Below are 21,240 nucleotides of genomic sequence, written 5' to 3'. Positions count from 1 at the left end.
TTAACTTTTATTTAAGCGCCCCTAAACTGTTGCAATTTAACCTGCTGGATTATTTTTATCCGCGTTCTACACTTACCTTAAATTATGTTTTTGTGAGCGTTATTTCCATGGCGTTCTCCCTGTCGGTAACAGGCTATTAATTTATTGTCATCGTGGAATCAGGATATCCTTCGCTATGGATTTTTATTTTTCCCGTTTTGAACATCGTCGTCCGCCTGAACCGCTTAAAACGCCGCGCTGGGTCATGATGACCTGGCAGGTATTAGCGGTGGCCGCGCTTATTCTTGGTGCCAACTATATTTACTGGCGCTGGACGGCCTCTTTAAATACCGACGCGCTCTGGTACGCCATTCCGCTGGTGCTGGCGGAAACCCTGGCCTGGATCGGCACGGTGCTGTTCACCATTAACTTGTGGAAGGAAGAGGATCCGCCGCAAACGCCCCCGCCGTCTGAGATCAACGACTGCCTGCGGCCGGAAGATGCCGAGGAGTCCAGGCCGATAAAGGTCGATCTCTTTATCGCCACCTACTCCGAAGATGTAGAGCTGGTGCGGCTCTCCATCCGCGACGCCATGAAAATGGCCTACCCTGTCCCGCTGGATTACAAGGTCCATGTGCTGGATGATGGCCGGCGTCCGGAGATGAAAGCCGTATGCGAAGAGGAAGGCGCCAACTACATTACCCGCCAGACCAATATCGGCTTTAAGGCGGGCAACCTGCGCAACGGACTTGAGCAGACCGACGGCGATTTCCTGATCATCTGCGACGCCGATACCCGCGTTTTCCCCACGCTGCTGAGCCATACGCTGGGCTATTTCCGCGATCCGGACGTCGCCTGGGTGCAAACACCCCAGTGGTTCTTCGACCTGCCGGAAGGGGAAAATCTGGCGCACTGGCTCGGGCGCAGGGCGGGTAAAGCGGGATACGGTCTCGGCTGGCTCGCCCAGAAATTTATCGGCCCGGTAACCCTTGGCCGGGATCCCTTTTTCAACGATCCGCGCATGTTCTACGACGTGATTTTACGCCGTCGCAACTGGGCTAATGCCGCCTTCTGCTGCGGCGCGGCCTCGGTGCATCGACGCGAGGCGGTGATGCAGGCGGCGCTGCGCAGCTACGTCTGGACCGTCGAAGAGGAGATCGACCGCCATACCCGGGACATACGCGATCCGGCGATGCGCGAAACCCTGCAGGAGGCAATGCGTCCCCACGTGGCCTTCGATACGGAGCTGACCCCATATAAATTCCACGTTTCCGAGGATATTTACACCTCTATCCTGCTGCACGGCGATGCCGCGCGCCGCTGGCGCTCGGTCATGCACCCGCGCATTGAATCCAAGATGCTCTCCCCGCAGGATATGCTGACCTGGATGATCCAGCGTTTTAAATATGCCGCCGGCTCGCTGGATATTCTGTTTCACGACAATATCTTCAGCCGCCGCCGCTTTAAGCTCTCTCTGCCGCAAACGCTGATGTATGCCACCACCTTCTGGTCCTACATGGCCTGCGTATGGAATACCATTTTCCTGGTCTCGCCGATTATCTATCTCTTTACCGGTATTCCCCCTGTGTCGGCCTGGTCTGAGCCCTTTTATCTCCACTTTTTGCCCTTTTTCATCGTCTCCGAACTGGCGTTTATGTTCGGCACCTGGGGAATATCAGCCTGGGATGGCAGGGCATCGTATCTCTCGTTTTTCTCCATGAATCTGCGGGCGCTCGATACGGTGCTGCGCGGCGAGCAGATAAAATTTCACGTCACCCCCAAAGAGCGGCAGACAGGGCGTTTTCTCTACCTGGTGAAGCCGCAGATCGCTATCGTCGTGCTCACCCTGGCGGGCCTCATCTGGGGCGGAATACAGGTAGCCCGCGGCCAGGTTGACGACCCTTCCGGCTACGTCATCAATATTTTCTGGGGTGCGGTGAATATTGCCGCCATGCTGCCGCTGATTCTGGCCGCCGTCTGGACCCCGGCCGAAGAGGAGGCGAGCCAATGAGAAAACGCGATGCGCTGCTGTCGGCCCGCAGCTACCTCACTATTCTGATCGGTTTCCTGCTGGGCTTCGCCATCGTCGTCTGGGTGGAGAAACAGATGCCTTCGCGCGTGGAGAGCAGCGCGGGCATGACCCTGAGTAAAGATTTCCCACCCCTGCCCGCCACGCGTGAACTCACCTTCGACGAGGCGATCTGGGCGCGGGTAGCCTGGCAATATTATGTCAACAATACCCAGCCGAACGGCCTGGCCAACGCCCACGATGGCGAGCCCTGGCTCAGCCTGTGGAGCACCGGCAGCTATCTCTTTGCGCTGGTGGCCGCCAAACAGCTCAATATCCTGACGACAGACGAATTTGATGAGCGCATCACCGCGGCGCTGTTTACGCTGGGGCAGCTCCCGCTGAATCCCGAAGGGCTACCCGCCGCTTATTATCATGCGGACACGCTGCAAATGCTGGGCAAGCCAGACTCCTCCGCTATTGGCATGGGCCGCCTGCTCAATGCCCTTCAAACCCTGCTGTGGCGCTATCCCCAGCATGCCGCCGCCGTGCGCGACCTCTTTAACCAGTGGAAGGTTGGGGCCCTGATCGCCAGTAATCCCGCGACCCAGGCCGCAGCGCCGCTCCACCACTGGGCACTGGCGGCGGACGAGCCCAGAAACAGCTTCGGTTATCGTCTGTATGCCAGCCATACGCTTCGGCTGATCGACAGCGCGGCGGGGCTGGCGGTGACCAACCCGCCGGAGGGGCAGCAGATGATCGATATCGACGGTATTATGGTGCCCGACGAGGGGCTACGTACCCCCTGGGGCCGACAGCCATCGCTTATCAGTCTCCCCTACCTGTTAACCGGCCTGGAGCTGGGCTTCGACGCCCAGAGCGCGGAGATCGCCTGGCGCATTATGCAGATCCAGCAGCGCCGTCACGGGCTGCGGGTGAGCAAGCCGCCCATCAGCACCGACTATGCCGAGCCCGCGCCGGATTACGTAAACGATCTGCCCGATCGCCAGCCGCTACAAACCAGCGCCCTGCGCGATGCCACCCCGGAACAGACTGCGATTACCTCCACCCGCTCCGCCTTCGCCTGGTACGCCCTGTTCCGCAACGGCTGGAGCGAAGCGCTGCGCCAGCAGGTTCAGACGCTGCAGGTGCCCGGCAAGGGGTGGCAGCGCGGACTTAACCTGAACAGCAGCGTGAATGATGTGATTGACGCTGATACCAATGCCATCGTGCTCGAAAGCCTGGCCTATATTGCCCACGGCCAGATGCTCTGTCTGGCCTGTCTGAGCCTGACGACTTCCCCTACTTCTTCAGCAGGAGCTACGCCATGAAGCTGAAATTTCTCCTCTTTTTTCCTCTTCTGGCCGGGCTTATGGCGTGCTGGCTCACGCTTTCCGCTGCACAGGCCGCCACCGGGCTGCCGGCCTCGGAGTACGAACCGCGCAACGGCGAGCTTACCCCCAGGGAGATGGCTATCGCCAAAAACGCCTGGCAATATTTTGTCGCCAACTTCCAACCCACCACCGGGCTGGTCAATGCGGTAAACAAATACCCCTCCACCACCATGTGGGACAGCGCCTCCTATATGGCCGCCATGACGGCGGCGCGGGAGCTGGGGATCATTGATAAAGCCGAGTTTGACCGCCGGATGCTGAAATTGCTCGCCACCCTGAACAAGCTGGATCTGTTCCGCAACGAGCTGCCTAACAAGGCCTACAACACCATTACCGGCCAGAAGGTGAACTACCAGAACAAACCGGGGGAGATTGGCTTCTCGGCGCTGGATATCGGCAGGATGCTGATCTGGTTAAAAGTGATCAAAGAGCGCTACCCGGAGTATGCCAACAGCATCGATAACGTGGTGCTGGGGTGGGACTTCAGCCACGTTATCGATCCCTGCGGCATGATGTACGGCGCCTACCTGGAGAACGGCCAGCCGAAATATGTGCAGGAAGGACGGCTGGGCTATGAAGAGTATGGCGCGGCAGGTTTCCAGCTCTGGGGGTTTAGCACCTGTCAGGCCAGCCGCCCGCAGCCTTACGAGCTGGCGGAGATCTACTGCGTGCTGGTGCCCTACGACTCGCGCGATCCGCGTCAAACCAGCCAGCATAACTACGTGGTGACCGAATCCTACGTGCTGTACGGCATGGAGTTCGGGTATGACAATCCGCTGGACCGGAATAACAGCCCGCGCGACTACTCCCACCCGTGGATGAAAAACTTTGCCGACCGGGTCTATCAGGCTCAGGAGAACCGCTACGCCATTACCGGGATACTGTCCGCCCGCTCCGAGCACCAGCTGGATAAGTCGCCCTACTTTGTATATGACACCGTCTTTAGCGACGGCTTTAACTGGAACACCATCACCGACAAAGGCCAGTATGTCCCTAACACCGCCGCCGTATCCCTGAAGGCGGCACTGGGGATGTGGGTACTCTGGAACTCGCCTTACACCGACCGCCTGCTGGACACCATTGAAAACGCCAACGAAGAGGGCAAAGGCTACTACGAGGGGCTTTACGAAAACGGCGACGGCCCGATTAAAGAGTTCACCGCCAATAACAACGGCATCATGCTGGAGGCGCTGCTGTTCAAGAAAGAGGGCAAGCTGCTGCGGTTTAATACCGACAACCCGAAAAACCGCGATTTCGCCCCTTCGCTCTGGGACAAAAAGCTGGTGGATCTTTTCGAGCCCAATAATACCCCGCGCAACCGCCCCTTCCTGAGCAGCACCCCGGCGGTTAAGAGCTGGTGTGAACAGACCGGGACCACCCAGCGCACGAAACCCGCCTGCCAGGCCTGCCAGTGCGCCGCCTGTAGTGCAGACGAGCCTGTCAAACTGCCGCCGGTGACCGCGCAATGCTTAAAACCGTAGCCCGCTGGCTGGCGGTCGCCCTCCTCCTAGTGCTTATTGCCCTCGCCCTCTTCAGCCGGGAGGGCGCAGGGTGGCGCTGGCTGACGAAGGGCGGCTGGCACACCACCGCGCGCATCGACAGCCTGACGTCGCAGGAGCAGGCGTGGGCCCGCATCGCCTGGCGCTATTTCGAAAATAACACCCAGCCGCAGACCGGGCTGGTGAACGGCAGCGACAAACAGCCGCGGGTCACCCTCTGGCAAATGGGCGACACCCTCATCGCCCTGCTCGCCGCCCGGGATCTGGGGCTGGTGCAGGAGTCTGAGTTTGACGCCCCCCTGACGCGCCTGCTCGGCACGCTTAACCGGCTGACCCTGACCGAAACCCGCACCCCGGGCAGGCTTTACTCCAGCCGGACGGCGACCCCCATCGACTTTACCGGTAAACCGGCAAAGAGCGGTTGGTCGGCAAAGGATATGGCCCGACTGATGCTGGCCCTGCGGCTTACTGCCGAACGCGCCCCCCAGTATCGCGAGTATCTGGATAAGATCATTCTGCGCTGGAACTTCTGCCGGGTGATGGATAACGAGGGGGAACTGTGGTCCGCCTCCGTTCAGAACGGCCAGCCGGTGCTGCGCGAGGAGCTGCGTATGGGTGAGAGTGAGTACGCCGCCAGCGCGTTTCGCCTGTGGGGATTCCCGGCAGGAAAGGCGTTCACTCCCCCTTCGCGTAATGTGATCCTCTTTCAGCGCAGCCTCGCCGTAGATGCCCGGGATCCGCGCACCACCTGGCAACCTTCGCTGCTGACCACCCTCCCCGCGATGCTGCCGGGAGTGGAGTTCGGCTGGCAGCCGCCCGGCGTACCGTCCGATGTGCAAAAAGCGCTGCGCGCCCGGGCAGAAGGGATATGGCTCTCTCAGAAATCGCGCTGGGAGCAGGACAAAGTGCTCACCGCGCGGGCCGATTTTTATCTCTCCCAGGCGCCCTGGCACGTTGAGGACACCGTCTGGGGAAACGGCTATGCCTGGAACACCCTGGGGGACGACGGCAAATACTACCCCCGGCTGGCGCAGGTCTCTACCAAAGCGGTCTTCCTGCTCTGGGCGCTGTGGGAAAACGACTATACCGATGCTCTGATGGCGGTCACCCGCCATCTCAACAACCCGCAGCAGGGCTGGTTTGAGGGACGCGTTGAGGCGACCGGCGATATCAACCCGACCCTCACCCTCTCCACCAACGCCATGGTGCTGGAAGCCCTCTACTACAAACACAACGCCGGGCCGCTGTTTGAAAACGGCCTTGCGGATGAGAACAGCTATTTCTCCCGCCGCACGACGGATGAATTTAACCCGCCCGGCCTCTGTCTGCCCGGCGAACGGGCCACGAGGGGTGCACCATGAAGTTTTATCGCGATCTCTTTGAGGCAAGCCTGAATCGCGTCTTGCCGGAGAACGACAAAAAACGCTTTTTTGAGGCCTTCCGGGAGACATTTATCCATATGTCTCCTGAAACGGAGCAGCACTTCGCCCGGCATCCGGAGGCGGAGGGCCAGCAGATGCTCTTTAAGAGCTTTTTCGCCATGCTGGCCGTCGATGGTGCGCTCTTCGTGCCGGACTTTCTGGAGCGGCTGGCGCGGGAGCAGAGCCATGAAGGGCTGCGCCTGCCGCCGCGGTTTTTCGCCCTCTGGCGGGAAGCGATGCTCAGAACCGTTCGCGCCTGCGATCCCCTCTGCGACGAGGAGATCCTCACCGCCTGGGCAATGGCGATCGCGCCCGGGCTGGAGTACCTGCGCCGCCAGGCGGAGCTGCACTATCAGGCGGGAGGCGAATAACCATGCAAGAGCGATCCTATTTCGATCTTAACGCGCTGCCCATGGGGGTAATGATCTACGATCCGGCGGAGCGCCTGCTGGCCTGGAACGACCAGGTGACGCGCTTTTACCCGGTCATCACCCCCTGGCTGGCCGTCGGCGCCACCCTGGAGAGCCTGGCGGAAAAATTTATCGATGCGGGCTATAACATCGATCCTGGCCGCCGCCAGACCCTGCGCGAAGCGATTATCCGCAACTGCCGTCAGCCGAGCCATCGCGAAGTGCGGCAGTCGGGTCAGCGGCGGCTCTACGTCCAGCATCAGCGGCTGGCGGACGGCGGCATTATCAGCCTGCATACGGACATCACCGAGCTGGACGAGGCCCAGCGCTCGCGCCACCAGCTGCACGACGATTTTTTACTTACCGCGGAGTCGATCCAGATCGGCATCTGGGACTGGCAGGTCTCCCACGACAGCCTGCAGGTGAACGATACTCTACTGGCGATGGTGGGCGAGTCACGCACGCAGTTGCTCTATCCGCTGCGCTTTTTGCTTAACCTGGTGCACGAGGAGGATCGCGCCACCCTGCGCCAGGCGATGATCGCCTCGCGCCAGGCGCATATGCCGGTATTCGAATGCGAAATTCGCGTCCAGCACGCCGCCCGGGGCTGGCGCTGGATGTTGATTTCGGGCCAGGTGGTGACTCTCAACATGCAGCAGCAGGCCGAACGGGTGATCGGCACCCTACAGGATATTACCCGTCGTAAAGAGGCGGAACTGCTGGCCATAGAGGCGGCGAAGGTGGCCCGGGAGGCCAACGAGGCGAAGAGCGCCTTCCTCGCCAACATGAGCCACGAAATTCGCACCCCGATGAACGGCATTCTGGGCATGACCCAGCTCTGTCTGGACACCCCTCTTAACCCGGAGCAGCGGGAGTATCTTTCGCTGGTCATGAGTTCGGCCCAGTCGCTACTGCATATTATCAATGACATTCTCGACTTCTCCCGCATCGAGTCGGGCAAGATGTCGGTGGATGTGGAGCCGCTGGAGATCCGCCCCTTTATTCAGTCGCTGATCCGCCCCCACATGCCCGCCGCCAGCGAAAAAGGCATTGAGCTGCTGGTGGATATTGCCCCCGAGCTGCCGGAGGTGCTGGTAGCGGACGGTCCCCGGCTGCGCCAGATCCTTACCAACCTGCTGGGCAACGCCCTGAAGTTTACCCACCAGGGCGAAGTGCTGCTGGCGATAGCGCCCGCTGACGATGAAGGTCGGTGGCGTTTTCGCATACGCGACAGCGGCATCGGCATTCCGGCGGATAAGCAAAAAGCGATCTTCGAGGCCTTCAGCCAAGCCGATAGCTCCACCACCCGCCGTTACGGCGGCACCGGACTGGGGCTGACCATCTCGGCCCGGCTGGTGAGCCTGATGGGTGGCGAGCTGACGGTTGAGAGCCAGCCCGGCGTGGGGAGCGAATTTGCTTTCACCCTGCCGCTGGAGAGCCAGCAGGCCGCCGCGCCTGTGGGGCGCTTCAATGGCGAACAGGTGCTAGTGGTGGATGACAACAGCACCAACCTGCGCCTGCTTGATACCATGCTTCACCAGATGGGGCTGGCGCCAACCTGCGTTAACAACGCCGCCGAGGCGCTGCGACGCGCAGCCGAAGAGAGGCGCTGGGCGCTGATCCTGCTGGACGCGCAAATGCCGGATATGGACGGCGTTTCGCTGGCGCTCGAACTCTCCGTGCTGCCCCAGACCGAGCAAAGCCATATCATTATGCTCAGCTCCATGAGCCGCCATTTTGACGCCAACATGCTTAAGCGCATCGGCATCGCCCACTATCTGCATAAACCCATTGCCCAGCGCGAGCTGCATCAGGTGATTGCCAGCGTGCTTGAACCCACCCCAGTCCTGACCCCGGCCCCCGCGACGGCGCCCGCCGTGCCGCAGTCCGGGCTACGCATTCTGCTGGCCGAGGATAATCTGGTGAACCAGAAAGTCGCCCGCCGCCTGCTGGAGCGGCTCGGCCACCGGTGCGAAGTGGTCAATAACGGGCGCGAGGCGCTGGAACGCTGGCGGGAACACGCCTGGGACATTCTGCTGATCGACCTGCAAATGCCGGAGATGGACGGCGAAACCGCTATCCGCCAGCTGCGGGAAGAGACGCAGGCCAAGGGGGGCACCCACCAGCCCGCCATCGCCATGACCGCCCACGCCATGCAGGGAGATAAAGAACGCTGCCTGGCGATGGGGTTCGATGGCTATATCGCCAAACCGGTGAGCCAGGAGGCGTTGCAGCAAGAGATTGCGCGCGTCGGCCCGGGGAGTCATAACCCGCAGAGTGATAAAGGGCTGCCGGACGAAGCCCGGCTATTAAAACAGTGCGCGGACGATCCCGCTCTGGTACAGGAGCTGCTGGATCTGTTCGGCGAGGGGCTCGACGAGGCGGTAGCAACAATCGCCCGGGCGATCGACCGCGACGACCGCGAGGCTCTGGGCCGGGCGGCGCACCGGCTTCGCGGCGAAGCCGCCACCCTCGGCTTTACCGGATTGGCAGAACGGCTCCAGCAGTTAGAGAGCCAGGCGGCAACGCTGGACCCGGCCGGGCTTAAAGCGCTGCGCGGCGAGCTCTTCAGCGAGGCCGGACGCGGTGCCGCCTGGCTGCACCACCGGGCGCAGGAGATAAATCATGATCCCTAAACTTATTCTGCCGCTGGTCGTCTGGCTTCCGCTGGCGCAAGCGGCGCCTGTGCCGGTCACCTGGTCGCTGGCCGGGCAGTGGCGCGTGCATGATGCCAACGACAACACTTTTAACGGGGCCAGCGCCCCTGACAGCGGCTGGCGCACGCTCCGGGTGCCCGCCAACTGGTACAGCGCCGGATACGATCATCAGGGCGCGCTCTGGTACCGTCATGAATTTACCCTGCCGGAGCGCGCGCCGGATACCATGGCTACCCTGGTGTTTGACGGCGTGGATTATTTCGCCGACGTGACGCTCAACGGCAAGGCGCTTGCCCGCCACGAAGGCTATTTCCAGCGCTTCCCGGTGGATATAAGCGACGCCCTGCGCCGCCATAACCGGCTCGCCGTTCGGGTGGAGAGCCCGTTCGAAGATCCGAAAACCATCTGGCCGCTGCACAAAACCCTGGTCAAAGGGGTGCTTAACCAGCACGACACCCGCCCCGGCGGCGCCTGGTCCGAGCACGGTCAGGATGCCAACTCCGGCGGCATCTGGGCTCCGGTGAAGCTGCACCTGAGCCGCGGCGTGACGATTGACGAGGTGATCCTGCGCCCGGACTGGCGCGAGGGGCTGGAAAACCCCATCTTGCGCGCCGAGATTCGCTACCGGGCGCTGGCGGATGGGCCCGCCATCCTGCGCCTCTCTGCCGCACCGGACAATTTCAGCGGCCCGGACTTTCAGCAGGACTTCCCGGTCACGCTCAAGAGCACCGCTGGCACCCTGAACGTCTCGCTACCAATGCGCTCCGCCAGGCTCTGGTGGCCGGTGGGCGTCGGCAAGCCGAACCTCTACCGGGTGCGAGCCTCGCTGCGGAATGAGCAGGGGCTGATGGACACCGCCCTCACCCGAACCGGGTTACGCAAGCTGGAGGAGCAGCCGGACAATAAAGGCTGGCTCATCAACGACCGTCGGCTGTTCATCAAGGGCCGTAACTATATTGGCTCCCCCTGGCTCGGTACCATGACGCGGGCAAAATACCGCCGGGATTTCGAACTGGTGGAGGCGATGAACGCCAACGCCATTCGCGTCCACGGGCATGTGGCAGGCCGCGCGCTCTATGATGTAGCGGACGAGATGGGGCTGATGATCTGGCAGGATGTGCCCCTGCAGTGGGGCTATGATGACAGCGTCGCCTTTGCCGATAACGCGGTTCGCCAGACCCGCCAGATGGTTGAGCAGTTCGGTAACTCGCCGGCCATCATCGTCTGGGGCGGGCACAACGAGCCGCCCTGGAACTCACCGTGGATGGAAAAACGCTTCCCGGACTGGAACAAAAGCTTAAACCAGTCCCTGACGAAACGGGTGGGCGACACGCTCGCGGAAGATAGCTCCCGCATCGTGCACCGTTTTTCCGCCGTGGAGGAACACTATTGGGCGGGGTGGTACTTCGGCACGATACGCGATCTGCTGGCGCCCGCCAAAACCGGGATTATCACCGAGTTTGGCGCCCAGGCGCTGCCGCGGCTCTCCACCCTGAAAACCTTCATCCCTGAGAGCCTGATGTGGCCGAAGAGCACGGCGGCGGACGATCCCGGCTGGACGCACTGGAAGTACCATAACTTCCAGCCCTTCCAGACCTTTAAGTTCGCCAACATTCCCCGGGGCAATACTATCCAGGAGATGATTGCCAATACCCAGGCGTATCAGGCGCAGCTGGTAGCGACGGCGGCGGAGAGCTATCGCCGACAGCGCTATCAGCCGGTGACGGCCCTCTTCCACTTTATGTTTGTCGAAACCTGGCCCTCGATTAACTGGGGGGTGGTGGATTACCTGCGCAAACCGAAGGCGGGTTACTACGCCCTGAAGCGCGCCTACCAGCCGATCCTCCCCTCCATCGAACCCGTTACCGATATCTGGCGTCAGGGAAGCGAGGCGACGGTGCGCCTGTGGGCGATTAACGACACCTGGTCAGCCTGCGAAGATTGCCGCCTGACGTGGCAGGTGAAGCAGAGCGGAAAACGGCTGGCTGAAGGCGAGACGATCATGACCCTGCCGCCCGACTCGGGTACCAGGGTAAAAGAGATTACCGTCACACCGACCAGTGGTGAACGGGTGACCATTGAGTATCGCATTGAGAATAACGCGCGAGAAACGGTGGGCAAAAACCGGCGTGAAGAGTCTGTCGAGGCGTCGCCCGCCAGGAAGTAAAGCGTAAATTTCCTGATAACCCTCTCCTCTGAGAGGGTTTACCTTCTGATAAACCCTGCAATTTTACGAGACGCCTCGTAGCGTCAGCACGTGTTTCAGCACACTCTCGCCATGCTCCTTACAATGCCGCTCGGTGCCAGCGCGCGTTTCAGTTCACGCGTTCTCTGGCAGCAAAATAATTCTGGATCTGTACTATGTACACCTGAAGGTGTACATGGTACCTTACATGGAGAGAGAATCGTGTGCCATGCGATAGAATTTATCGAGACGTCACTGTTTACGCGGCAAATCAAACAGATCGCGACTGATGATGAACTCCTGACGTTACAAAAAGAGCTCATTGCCTTTCCGGACAAAGGTGATGTTATTCAGAATACCGGCGGGCTGCGAAAAGTCAGGATGGCCACGGGTGGCCAGGGTAAAAGCAGCAGCGCCAGGGTAATTTACCTTCTGGCAACACGGGAGATTATCTGGCTGGTGCTCGCTTATCCGAAAAGCGCCAAAGAGAATCTGACTGATGCGGAAAAGGTTGAACTAAAAAAACTGACAACCTTACTGAAAAACGAGGTGTGAAATGCATTTTTTTGACGAACTCAAAACGTCCCTGGAAGAGGCGGTCGACATCAAAAACGGGACCAAAGCCCCTTCCCGCGTTACCCGCTATGAGATTGCCGATGTCAAAGCGATCAGAGAGCAGCTCAACGTCTCCCAGGCAGAAATGGCAAAAGCGCTGGGCACCAGCGTGGATACCATCAAAAGCTGGGAATCCAGAAGACGTAACCCCACCGGCCTGGCAGCCAAAGTGCTGGCCACGATCCAGGCGAACCCGGCATTCTTTTACGAACTGGCAGCGCATTAACAGGTCGTGTTGGGGATGCCAACAGCGACAGGTAAAATAAAAACGCAGAAAAAAGCCCCAGCGACAGCGTGCCGGGGCTTTTAGGGTGCCACTAAATTAACCCTTAACATCCTTCAATCTACACAAAGATGGCCTCACGCAGGATTAAGGGGTTTGCCGCTCAGCGGGCCGACTTGGGCCGCAGGTTCTCGTCAAACACCAGCCGCTTGCGATCCGGTTCCACCTCGTGCAATGGCTCCACCTGATGCATCGTCTGTTTGCAGCGCTCCACCAGCGTCTGATACTCACGGGTGCCCTGCTTTTTCCACGCCATCTCCTGCTCGCTCAACACGCGGATCGCTTTGGCCGGGCTGCCGATAATCAGATGGTCGGCAGGCATTTCCGCTTTCGCTTTCACAAATGCCGCCGCGCCGACGATGCTGTTCTCGCCAATCACGGCGCCATCCATGATCACCGCATTCATCCCCACCAGCGCATTGCGGCGGATCACGCAGCCGTGCAGAATGGCGCCGTGCCCGATATGCCCCTCTTCTTCCACCACCGTATCCTGCTCGGGGAAGCCGTGCATGATGCAGTTATCCTGAATATTGGCCCCGTCTTTCACCACGATACGGCCAAAATCTCCGCGCAGGCTGGCGTTGGGGCCCACGTAGACGCCCTTACCGAGGATCACGTCGCCAATCAGGACCGCTGTCGGGTGGACATAACTCTCCTGTGGAACAACCGGTGTCAGACCATCAATTTGATATACAGGCACATAACCTCCGTTACGCGGGCGTCAGGCCGCCGAAGCGCTGCCAGTAGGAGGAGCCGGGCGACGGCAGTTCGCCGACCGAGGTCTCCCCTTTCTCACTGACAAACGCCAGCGCACCCGGCGCGACGCGCTGATAAATGTTAATGCACAGCTGGCGGGCCGTCTGGCCTGCCCAGTGCGACGGGAGTAACTCTTCCGGCAGGAGCGGATCCTTAAGCACCACCCGGCGATAAAAATGGATCAGCAAGAGCTGGATATGGAAACAGCGCGCCGGCGTCAGCTCCTCCGGCGTGGCCTCCCGCAGCAGGGGCAGCAGGGGCCGGAACGAGTCGATAAAGGTTTCATACATCAGGTTCTGCTCGCTGAGCTGCCAGCACTCCTCCACCCGGGCGCGCAGCGCGGCGCGGGAGAGCGCCAGCGGCGAATGCGCCTCAAAGCAGATGACGTTTTCCGCCACGCCCGCTTCATGCAACAAGGTCTGTACGTCTGCCAGCTGTTGCGACGGCGAGGCCATCAGGCTCGGCGCCAGGGTGCCGAAGCCCTGCCAGATCAGCTGCTTTTTCACATCCGCCAGCGTGGTTTTGTCCATCCCTTCAGAGAGCAGCAGCAGCCATTTGCCGTCCCAGGCCGGTAGCTCTGCGCGATAAATTTTGGTTTCTGCCCGGCGGGTTAAACGCAATCCTTTGTCGCTCAGGCGGTAGAAGCTGCGCCTGCCGATGCGAACCACATCCAGCCAGCCCTCTTTATTAAGACGGAACAGCGCGGTACGCACGAAGCGCTCGCCGAATCCCATCCCCTCCAGCAGGGCCGCCAGGCTTCCCAGCCAGACTTCACCGCCGCGATGGGACAGGGCATCACCGTACAGGGAGGAGATCAGCGAGGTGCCGCTGACGGGAACGGAGCTGACAGCGTGCTGGATAAAGGCGTCGAGTTTACTCATGTGATTCATTCTGTTGTGATTATTTTCGCGGATGAATCATAGCATAGCGCTAAAAGCGCGACCCTCCCTAATACGCAGAGGGTCGCGGACAGCCTTAGCTGTTGGCAGCGGCTTTACGCAGATCGAAGACGCGGCAGGCTTTGCCTTCGGAACGTGGAATGCTGCCGCAGTTGACGATCGTCACGTCGGTAGAGATCCCCACCATCGACTTAATGCGGTGGCGCAGCTGGTGGCAGACGTTGCAACGCTGCTCGTGGGTCAGGGTTAAGCTGCTTTCTCTCAGCTCCACCTTCACCGAAAGTGAATCAAGATGGCCCCGACGGTTCACCTCCAGCTGATAGTGCGGCGACAGGTGCTCAAACTTGACGATCTCCTCTTCCAGCTGGGACGGGAAGACGTTGACGCCGCGGATAATCAGCATATCGTCGCTGCGGCCGCTGATCCTGTCCATGCGGCGCATGGTGCGGGCGGTGCCCGGCAGCAGGCGGGTCAGGTCGCGGGTGCGGTAGCGGATCACCGGCAGCGCCTCTTTGGTGAGGGTAGTGAAGAGCAGTTCCCCCTGCTCGCCATCGGCCAGCGGCGTGCCGTCGTTCGGGTTGACGATCTCCGGGTAGAAGTGATCTTCCCAGATGGTCGGGCCGTCGGCGGTTTCGATGCACTCCATCGCCACCCCCGGCCCCATCACTTCGGAGAGCCCATAGATATCCAGAGCGGTAATACCGAGGCGTTTTTCAATTTCCCGGCGCATCGCCAGGGTCCACGGCTCGGCGCCAAAAACGCCCACGCGCAGGGAGCACTGGCTGGCATCGCCGCCCATCTGGCGCTCAAGCTCTTCGATCAGGTTGAGGCAGTAAGAGGGGGTCACCATGATCATGTCCGGCTGAAAATCGCGGATCAGCTGGGCCTGTTTCTCGGTCTGGCCGCCGGACATCGGGATCACCGTGGCGCCCAGGCGCTCGGCGCCGTAGTGGGCGCCCAGGCCGCCGGTGAACAGGCCATAGCCGTAGGCGACATGAATTTTGTCCCTGGCACTGCCCCCCGCGGCGCGCAGGGAGCGGGCCACAATGTTGGCCCAGTTATCAATGTCGTTCTGCGTGTAGCCGACCACGGTGGGTTTACCGGTGGTGCCGGAGGAGGCATGAATACGCACCACCTGTTCCATCGGCACCGCAAAGGTGTCAAACGGATAGTTATCGCGCAGATCCTGCTTGGTGGTGCACGGGAACTTGCGGATATCCGCTAACTCTTTGAAATCGTCAGGATGCACGCCTGCCGCATCAAACTTGCGTTTGTACATCGGCACATTTTCATAGGCGTGTTTTAAGGTCCATTTCATGCGCTCGGTTTGCAGGGCCTGCAGCTCATCAAGGGAGGCGGTTTCGATGGGGTCAAGATGCGTTGCCGTCGAGGTTGCAGTTGACGTTGCGGTTGTCGCTGTATTTGTCATTGTCGTTGTCATCGTAGGGTACTCGCTTTTTATAATTGTTCAGACACGCTCAAGGATCATGGCAATGCCCTGACCGACACCAATGCACATCGTACAGAGCGCATAGCGCCCTTTACGACGATGCAGCTCATTGCTGGCGGCCAGCGCCAGGCGGGCCCCGCTCATACCCAGCGGATGGCCTAAGGCAATTGCCCCGCCGTTGGGGTTAACGTGCGGCGCATCGTCCGGCAACCCCAGCTCTCGCAGCACGCCCAGCGCCTGCGAAGCAAAGGCTTCATTCAGTTCGATCACGTCCATGTCGTTGATGCTCAGCCCGGCGCGCTCCAGCACACGACGGGTGGCAGGCACCGGGCCCAGCCCCATCAGACGCGGCTCAACGCCGGCGGTGGCCATCGCCACGATGCGGGTACGCGGGGTCAGGCCCTGGGCCGCCGCCATCTTCTCGCTGGCGACAATCAGCGCCGCAGCGCCATCGTTCACGCCGGAAGCATTACCGGCGGTGACCACGCCGCCCGCCCGGAAAGGGGCTTTCAGCCCGGCCAGCATTTCGAGGGTGGTGTCCGGGCGCAGATGCTCGTCATGCACCACTTCGGTGACCGCCCCTTTTTTGCCTTTAATGACGACCGGCACGATCTCCTGGGCCAGAATGCCGCTGGCCTGGGCCTGAGCGGTGCGCTGCTGGCTGCGCAGGGCGAAGGCATCCTGATCCTCACGGGAAATCTTTAACAATTCCGCTACATTCTCTGCCGTTTCCGGCATGCTGTCAGAACCAAATTGCTGCGCCATGAGCGGGTTCACAAAACGCCAGCCGATGGTGGTATCGAAAATTTCATTCTGGCGCTGGAAGGCGCTGGTCGCTTTGCCCATCACGAACGGCGCGCGGGACATCGACTCCACACCACCGGCGATCATCAGGTCGCCATCACCAGCGCGGATGGCGCGGGCGGCAAAGCCCAGCGCATCCAGACCGGAACCACAAAGGCGGTTCAGGGTGGTGCCGGATACCGTCTGCGGCAGCCCGGCCAGCAGCAGGGACATGCGCGCCACGTTACGGTTGTCTTCCCCCGCCTGGTTCGCGCAACCAAAGATCACATCGTCGATGCGCTCCGCATCCAGACCCGGGTTACGCGCCAGCAGTTCGCGCAGCGGGATGGCGCCCAGGTCGTCCGCGCGCACACCGGACAGCGCACCGGCATAGCGACCGATTGGGGTTCTGATCCCGTCACAGATAAAGGCGTCACGCATCATGCTTCTCCTGTCACAGTGCCGCCGATACGGTGGGATTTCCCACGGAACAGGGCAACCGTTTTCTGTTGTTGATTAACGATTTCAATGTCATATACGCCGGTCTGTTTCCCCTGATGACGCACCTGCGCGGTGGCGGTGAGCTTGTCCTGGGCAAACGCCGGACGGACAAAATCGATGGTGCAGCCCGAGGCCACCGCCGCCAGCCCCTGGCTGTTGCAGGCGTAGGCGAAAGCGGTGTCGGCGAGGGTAAACAGCTGTCCGCCGTGGCAGCTCTTGTGGCCGTTGAGCATCTGCGGCGTGACGGTCATGGTCAACACGGCGACGCCGTCATCCATCTCAATAATGTCGATGCCATAGGCCTGGGCGCAGGCATCGTTTTCATACATGGCGCGGGCGTTGCGCCAGGCGTTATGACTCATAGCTACTCTCCAGAAGCGCGCGCTGGCGCAGCAGGGATGAAGGACGGTAACGCTCTTCGCCGTAATGGCGTTGCAGGTTTTCCAGCAGGCGCAGCAGACGCTGCCAGCCAAACTGTTCTCCCCAGGCCAGCGGGCCGCGCGGGTAGTTCACCCCGAGGCGCATGGCGGTATCGATATCCTGTTCGCTGGCGACCCCTTTTTGCAGGGCGTCGAGGGCTTCGTTGATAATCATCGCCACCGTGCGCCAGATGAGCAGGCCGGGATAATCCGCCACCTGCAACACGCGCTTGCCCTGCTGCTGGAAGTGGCGCACCGCTTTCAGTGTCGCGGCTGTCGGGTTGCTGGCCGCGGCGGCAATCACCGCCACGTCGCTCTCCTGTCTGTCGAACACAACCACTGGCTGGCCGTAACGGTTCGCCAGCGCCTGAGCGGTCTCGCCCTGGGTTTCAATCAGCAGTACGCCGTCGATTTCAGTGACACCGTCACTTTTTTTCTGCTGATGCGTGACACTGTAACTATCGTCCACCTCTGCAAGCCAGTTAACGGCAGGCTTTTCGTTACGCCAGTTGTAGACCCCCTGCCCGCTCTTCTTGCCGAGACGTCCGCCCAGCACCAGCTCCTGCTGCACCAGCGACGGCAGGAACCGGCGCTCCTGCCAGAAAGCGTTAAATACCGAGCAGGTCACGGCGAAGTTGACGTCCTGGCCGATCATGTCGGTCAGCTCCAGTGGCCCCATCGGGAAGCCCGCCCCCTCACGCAGCGCCGCGTCGATGACTTCCGGAGCGGCAACCTGCTCTTCCAGCGCCCGCCAGGCTTCGGCATAGTACGGACGCGCCACGCGGTTAACGATAAAGCCCGGCGTGGACTGGCAGCGCACCGGCTGTTTGCCCCAGCGCGTCGCCAGCTCGCTCAGCTGTTCGACCACTTCCCCGGAGGTCGCCAGGCCGCTTACCACTTCCACCAGCTTCATCACCGGGGCGGGGTTAAAGAAGTGCAGCCCCGCCACGCGCTCAGGATGACGCAGGTCGGCGGCAATCGCGGTAATAGAAATTGAGGATGTGTTGCTGGTTAAAAGCGTGTTAGCCGGGCAGATCTCCGCCAGTTGGGCAAAGAGCGCCTTTTTAACGGCCATTTGCTCAGAGGCAGCTTCAATCACCAGGTCGGCCTTCGCCAGCGCGTGGATGTTAGTCGCCGGGATGAGGCGCTGGAGCGTCTGTTCGGCGTCATGGGCGGCGAGCTTGCCGCGCGCCACGCGGGATTCAAGACGGCTGCGGATGGCGTCAATGGCGCGGGAGATGGCGTCGGCATTGATGTCATAGACCAGCACCGGATGGCCGTGGCTGGCCGCCACTTCGGCGATCCCGGCCCCCATAATGCCGCTGCCAATCACCGCCACGGTATGAATTGTCGTCATCTTATTTCCCCGTAAACTGCGGCGCGCGTTTGTTGAGGAAGGCGCTGACCCCTTCCCGGTAGTCGGCGCTGCGCCCGGCCAGACGCTGATAGTCGCGCTCCAGATCCAGCTGCGCGTCAAGGGTGTTGGTTTCGGCGGCATTGATCGCCCGCTTGATCAGCCCCAGGCCAAAGGTCGGCTGGGTGGCGAGATGCACGGCCAGCTGACGGGCGGTGTCGGTCAGTTCGGCATCATCCACGACCTGCCAGATCATCCCCCAGGCGTGTGCCTGCTCAGCGCTGATCTTCTCCCCCAGCAGGGCCAGGCCCATCGCCCGGGCGCGTCCGGTCAGACGCGGCAGCAGCCAGGTACCGCCGGAATCCGGCACCAGACCGAGCTTGCTGAAGGCCATCACAAAGTTCACCGAACGGGCGGCGATAACGATGTCGCAGCCCAGCGCCAGGGTCGCCCCCGCTCCGGCGGCCACGCCGTTCACCGCGCAGATCACCGGCTTGGGCAGTTTTGCCAGACGGCGTACCAGCGGGTTGTAAAATTTCTCCACCGACATGCCGAGATCCGGCGCGGGGCTGTTCGGGTCGACGTTACGGTCGTTGAGATCCTGCCCGGCACAAAAACCGCGTCCGGCACCGGTAATCAGCAGACAACGCACGCTGTCGTCGCGCTCCGCCTGGGTCAGACATGCCGCCAGCTGCTGATGCATCTCCTCATTGAAGCTGTTGAGCCGATCCGGGCGGTTCAGGGTAAGGGTCATGACCCCCTGCTCAACGTGACTCAGAATGAAATCCATGGTTAGCGTCCTTTAAATTCAGGGGTGCGTTTTTGCAGGAAGGCGTCGATCCCTTCCCGGCGATCCTCGGTGGCCGCCAGCAGGGTGAAGAGCTGACGCTCCTGGGCCAGCCCGGCGGTGAGGGCCACCTCCTGAGACTGGCGTAACGCCTGCTTCGTCGCCTGCAACGCCAGCGGGGAGTGACGCGCCATCAGTGCCGCCTGTTTGAGAGCATATTCCAGGGTCAGGGCTTCGGGATGTACATCGCTCACCAGCCCGGCCGCCAGCGCCTGACGGGCGGTGATGCTTTCCCCGGTCAGCACCATTTTGCTGGCAAGGGATTTGCCGACGCTGCGGATCAGGCGCTGCGTGCCGCCCGCGCCCGGCATAATGCCTAAGGTGATTTCCGGCAGGCCGAAGCGGGCATTTTCTCCGGCGATCGCCACATCGCACAGCAGCGCCAGCTCGCAGCCCGCGCCCAGCGCATAGCCATTGACGGCGGCGATAAGCGGCTTACTGAAGGCGTTGATCCGCGCCCACAGCTGCGGGCGAATGTCGTTGAGGGTGGCGGGGAGATCTTTTTCCGCCATCTCGTTCAGATCGGCTCCGGCGGCAAAGAAGCGTTCGTTGCCGGTAATCACGCACACCGAAATCTCGCTGTCTACGGCGGCAGCTTCCAGGGTGGACGCCAGTTCGCTCAGCAGGCCATTGTTCAGGGCGTTGCGGGCCGCGGGGCGATTGAGGGTCAGGAGCAATACCCGACCGTGACGGGTGACAATCAGGTCGCTCATGCCATCCCCTTCGCATCAAAGTCCACCACCACGTCGCTGGTCAGCGGCAGGGTCTGGCAGCTCAGCACGTAGCCTGCCGCCAGTTCATCCGGCTCCAGACTGTAGTTGGTCACCATATCCACCTTGCCGCGCACCACCTTGCATTTGCAGGTGGCGCAGACCCCGCCTTTACAGGCGTACGGCAGGTCCGCCCCCTGGCGCAGAGCGGCATCCAGAATGCTTTCGTCTTCGGCGGTGAGGGTGATCTCGCGGTCGCGCCCGTCCTGGCGCACCGTCACTTTCTGTCCTTCCACCTGTACCTGGTGGGCGCGTTTCACGCTGGTGCCCGGCGTGTTGAAGCGCTCAAGATGCAGCGATTTCTCCGGCATCCCCAGCGCCTTAAGCGTCTGTTCGGCCTGGTCCATCATTGCCGCCGGGCCGCAGATAAAGGCTTCATCAAACTGGCTGAAGTCGATGAGGTGTTTGGCCAGCGCCTGCAGTTTTTCGCCGTCGATGCGCCCGTGCAGCAGTTCGCTGTCCAGGGTCTCCTGGCTGAAGATGTTGACCACCTGCAGGCGGGTCGGATAGCTGTCTTTCAGATCGGCCAGCGCCTGGCGGAACATCATGCTCTGGCTGCTGCGGTTGCCGTAGATGAGGGTGAACTGGCTTTTCGGTTCGGTTTTCAGGGTGCTGGAGATGATTGCCAGCATCGGGGTAATGCCGGAACCGGCGGCAATCGCCAGGTAGCAGCCTTCCCGTTCGGCCAGCGGCTGATAGCCAAAATGGCCCTGCGGCACCATCACCTCCAGCGCCATCCCCTGCTTGATTTCATCCCGGGCATAGCGCGAGAAGCGCCCGCCGTCGATGGCTTTTACCGCCACGCTGATTTCGCCCGGCTGAACGCTGCGGCAGATGGAGTAGCAGCGGCGCAGTTCTTCGCCCGCGAGGTGGGCTTTCAGGGTCAGATGCTGGCCCGGACGGAAGCGATAGGCCTCCTGCAAAGGCTGGGGAACCGCGAAGGTGATGGTCACCGCATCGCGGGTTTCGGGTTCCACTTTTGCCACCGTTAAGGAATGAAACGTTGTCAT

Annotated in this window: 18 protein-coding genes; 9 read left to right on the top strand and 9 right to left on the bottom strand. The window is 61.2% G+C overall.

Translation table 11 applies throughout. The features are described from left to right. Positions 1-175: 175 nt before the first annotated feature. From C3406_RS08985 to nadS, 9 genes are all read left to right on the top strand, one after another. Positions 176-1,990 (top strand): glycosyltransferase family 2 protein, encoded by a 1,815-nt coding sequence (locus tag C3406_RS08985; RefSeq protein ID WP_103822148.1) that lies wholly within the window; start codon positions 176-178, stop codon positions 1,988-1,990. Beyond that, complete coding sequence (locus C3406_RS08980) at positions 1,987-3,318, top strand: DUF3131 domain-containing protein (protein ID WP_103822149.1); 1,332 nt, start codon at positions 1,987-1,989, stop codon at positions 3,316-3,318. The genes C3406_RS08985 and C3406_RS08980 overlap by 4 nt, the downstream gene beginning before the upstream one ends. Beyond that, positions 3,315-4,862 (top strand): DUF3131 domain-containing protein, encoded by a 1,548-nt coding sequence (locus C3406_RS08975; protein ID WP_103822150.1) that lies wholly within the window; start codon positions 3,315-3,317, stop codon positions 4,860-4,862. The genes C3406_RS08980 and C3406_RS08975 overlap by 4 nt, the downstream gene beginning before the upstream one ends. Beyond that, on the top strand, positions 4,847-6,241 hold the full coding sequence (locus tag C3406_RS08970) for a DUF3131 domain-containing protein (protein ID WP_103822151.1): 1,395 nt from the start codon (positions 4,847-4,849) through the stop codon (positions 6,239-6,241). The genes C3406_RS08975 and C3406_RS08970 overlap by 16 nt, the downstream gene beginning before the upstream one ends. Beyond that, the gene (locus C3406_RS08965; protein ID WP_103179796.1) at positions 6,238-6,672 is read left to right on the top strand and encodes a globin family protein; all 435 of its coding nucleotides are present in this window, start codon (positions 6,238-6,240) and stop codon (positions 6,670-6,672) included. Before C3406_RS08970 ends, C3406_RS08965 begins: the two co-directional genes overlap by 4 nt. A 2-nt stretch (positions 6,673-6,674) precedes the next feature. Next, positions 6,675-9,347 (top strand): response regulator, encoded by a 2,673-nt coding sequence (locus C3406_RS08960; protein WP_103822152.1) that lies wholly within the window; start codon positions 6,675-6,677, stop codon positions 9,345-9,347. Then, entirely contained in the window at positions 9,337-11,535 is a 2,199-nt protein-coding gene (locus C3406_RS08955) for a glycoside hydrolase family 2 protein (RefSeq protein ID WP_103822153.1), read from the top strand. Before C3406_RS08960 ends, C3406_RS08955 begins: the two co-directional genes overlap by 11 nt. A gap of 240 nt (positions 11,536-11,775) precedes the next feature. Beyond that, the gene (locus tag C3406_RS08950; protein ID WP_103822154.1) at positions 11,776-12,108 is read left to right on the top strand and encodes a type II toxin-antitoxin system RelE/ParE family toxin; all 333 of its coding nucleotides are present in this window, start codon (positions 11,776-11,778) and stop codon (positions 12,106-12,108) included. Between the two features lies 1 nt (position 12,109). Further along, on the top strand, positions 12,110-12,394 hold the full coding sequence (gene nadS, locus C3406_RS08945; RefSeq protein WP_103822155.1) for a NadS family protein: 285 nt from the start codon (positions 12,110-12,112) through the stop codon (positions 12,392-12,394). A 160-nt stretch (positions 12,395-12,554) separates the two neighbouring features. Here the strand turns inward: nadS and paaY are convergent, their stop codons facing one another. The 9 genes from paaY to paaE form a co-directional block, all read right to left on the bottom strand. After that, on the bottom strand, positions 12,555-13,151 hold the full coding sequence (gene paaY / locus C3406_RS08940) for a phenylacetic acid degradation protein PaaY (RefSeq protein WP_103822156.1): 597 nt from the start codon (positions 13,149-13,151) through the stop codon (positions 12,555-12,557). 10 nt (positions 13,152-13,161) lie between these two features. Further along, entirely contained in the window at positions 13,162-14,097 is a 936-nt protein-coding gene (paaX, locus tag C3406_RS08935) for a phenylacetic acid degradation operon negative regulatory protein PaaX (RefSeq protein ID WP_103179802.1), read from the bottom strand. An 85-nt stretch (positions 14,098-14,182) separates the two neighbouring features. Beyond that, the gene (gene paaK, locus C3406_RS08930) at positions 14,183-15,535 is read right to left on the bottom strand and encodes a phenylacetate--CoA ligase PaaK (protein WP_103822157.1); all 1,353 of its coding nucleotides are present in this window, start codon (positions 15,533-15,535) and stop codon (positions 14,183-14,185) included. Between the two features lie 39 nt (positions 15,536-15,574). Next, a complete protein-coding gene (gene pcaF, locus C3406_RS08925; RefSeq protein ID WP_103822158.1) occupies positions 15,575-16,780 on the bottom strand; it encodes a 3-oxoadipyl-CoA thiolase in 1,206 nt (401 codons plus the stop codon). Beyond that, positions 16,780-17,202 carry a hydroxyphenylacetyl-CoA thioesterase PaaI gene (paaI, locus tag C3406_RS08920; RefSeq protein WP_103822159.1) on the bottom strand — a complete coding sequence of 141 codons (423 nt, stop codon included), beginning with the start codon at positions 17,200-17,202 and terminating at the stop codon, positions 16,780-16,782. The genes pcaF and paaI overlap by 1 nt, the downstream gene beginning before the upstream one ends. Further along, positions 17,192-18,616 carry a 3-hydroxyacyl-CoA dehydrogenase gene (locus tag C3406_RS08915; protein WP_103822160.1) on the bottom strand — a complete coding sequence of 475 codons (1,425 nt, stop codon included), beginning with the start codon at positions 18,614-18,616 and terminating at the stop codon, positions 17,192-17,194. The genes paaI and C3406_RS08915 overlap by 11 nt, the downstream gene beginning before the upstream one ends. Position 18,617: 1 nt before the next feature. Continuing rightward, positions 18,618-19,403 carry a 2-(1,2-epoxy-1,2-dihydrophenyl)acetyl-CoA isomerase PaaG gene (gene paaG, locus C3406_RS08910; protein ID WP_103822161.1) on the bottom strand — a complete coding sequence of 262 codons (786 nt, stop codon included), beginning with the start codon at positions 19,401-19,403 and terminating at the stop codon, positions 18,618-18,620. Between the two features lie 2 nt (positions 19,404-19,405). Continuing rightward, entirely contained in the window at positions 19,406-20,173 is a 768-nt protein-coding gene (gene paaF / locus C3406_RS08905) for a 2,3-dehydroadipyl-CoA hydratase PaaF (RefSeq protein ID WP_103822162.1), read from the bottom strand. Continuing rightward, the gene (gene paaE, locus C3406_RS08900; protein WP_103822163.1) at positions 20,170-21,240 is read right to left on the bottom strand and encodes a 1,2-phenylacetyl-CoA epoxidase subunit PaaE; all 1,071 of its coding nucleotides are present in this window, start codon (positions 21,238-21,240) and stop codon (positions 20,170-20,172) included. Before paaE ends, paaF begins: the two co-directional genes overlap by 4 nt.

The organism is Leclercia sp. LSNIH8 (assembly GCF_002920195.1).
Lineage (GTDB): Bacteria > Pseudomonadota > Gammaproteobacteria > Enterobacterales > Enterobacteriaceae > Enterobacter.
Note: the sequence above shows the minus strand (reverse complement) of the source record. Positions and strands in the feature narration are given on the sequence as shown.

Excerpts from the sequence above, each read along its gene's own strand:
- C3406_RS08970 (WP_103822151.1), top strand. The coding sequence starts at position 4,847 with ATGCTTAAAACCGTAGCCCGCTGGCTGGCGGTCGCCCTCCTCCTAGTG.
- paaF (WP_103822162.1), bottom strand. The coding sequence starts at position 20,173 with ATGAGCGACCTGATTGTCACCCGTCACGGTCGGGTATTGCTCCTGACC.
- C3406_RS08960 (WP_103822152.1), top strand. The coding sequence starts at position 6,675 with ATGCAAGAGCGATCCTATTTCGATCTTAACGCGCTGCCCATGGGGGTA.
- C3406_RS08985 (WP_103822148.1), top strand. The coding sequence starts at position 176 with ATGGATTTTTATTTTTCCCGTTTTGAACATCGTCGTCCGCCTGAACCG.
- C3406_RS08980 (WP_103822149.1), top strand. The coding sequence starts at position 1,987 with ATGAGAAAACGCGATGCGCTGCTGTCGGCCCGCAGCTACCTCACTATT.
- C3406_RS08965 (WP_103179796.1), top strand. The coding sequence starts at position 6,238 with ATGAAGTTTTATCGCGATCTCTTTGAGGCAAGCCTGAATCGCGTCTTG.
- paaE (WP_103822163.1), bottom strand. The coding sequence starts at position 21,240 with ATGACAACGTTTCATTCCTTAACGGTGGCAAAAGTGGAACCCGAAACC.
- paaI (WP_103822159.1), bottom strand. The coding sequence starts at position 17,202 with ATGAGTCATAACGCCTGGCGCAACGCCCGCGCCATGTATGAAAACGAT.
- paaG (WP_103822161.1), bottom strand. The coding sequence starts at position 19,403 with ATGGATTTCATTCTGAGTCACGTTGAGCAGGGGGTCATGACCCTTACC.
- C3406_RS08975 (WP_103822150.1), top strand. The coding sequence starts at position 3,315 with ATGAAGCTGAAATTTCTCCTCTTTTTTCCTCTTCTGGCCGGGCTTATG.
- paaX (WP_103179802.1), bottom strand. The coding sequence starts at position 14,097 with ATGAATCACATGAGTAAACTCGACGCCTTTATCCAGCACGCTGTCAGC.
- paaK (WP_103822157.1), bottom strand. The coding sequence starts at position 15,535 with ATGACAAATACAGCGACAACCGCAACGTCAACTGCAACCTCGACGGCA.
- pcaF (WP_103822158.1), bottom strand. The coding sequence starts at position 16,780 with ATGCGTGACGCCTTTATCTGTGACGGGATCAGAACCCCAATCGGTCGC.
- nadS (WP_103822155.1), top strand. The coding sequence starts at position 12,110 with ATGCATTTTTTTGACGAACTCAAAACGTCCCTGGAAGAGGCGGTCGAC.
- C3406_RS08955 (WP_103822153.1), top strand. The coding sequence starts at position 9,337 with ATGATCCCTAAACTTATTCTGCCGCTGGTCGTCTGGCTTCCGCTGGCG.
- C3406_RS08915 (WP_103822160.1), bottom strand. The coding sequence starts at position 18,616 with ATGACGACAATTCATACCGTGGCGGTGATTGGCAGCGGCATTATGGGG.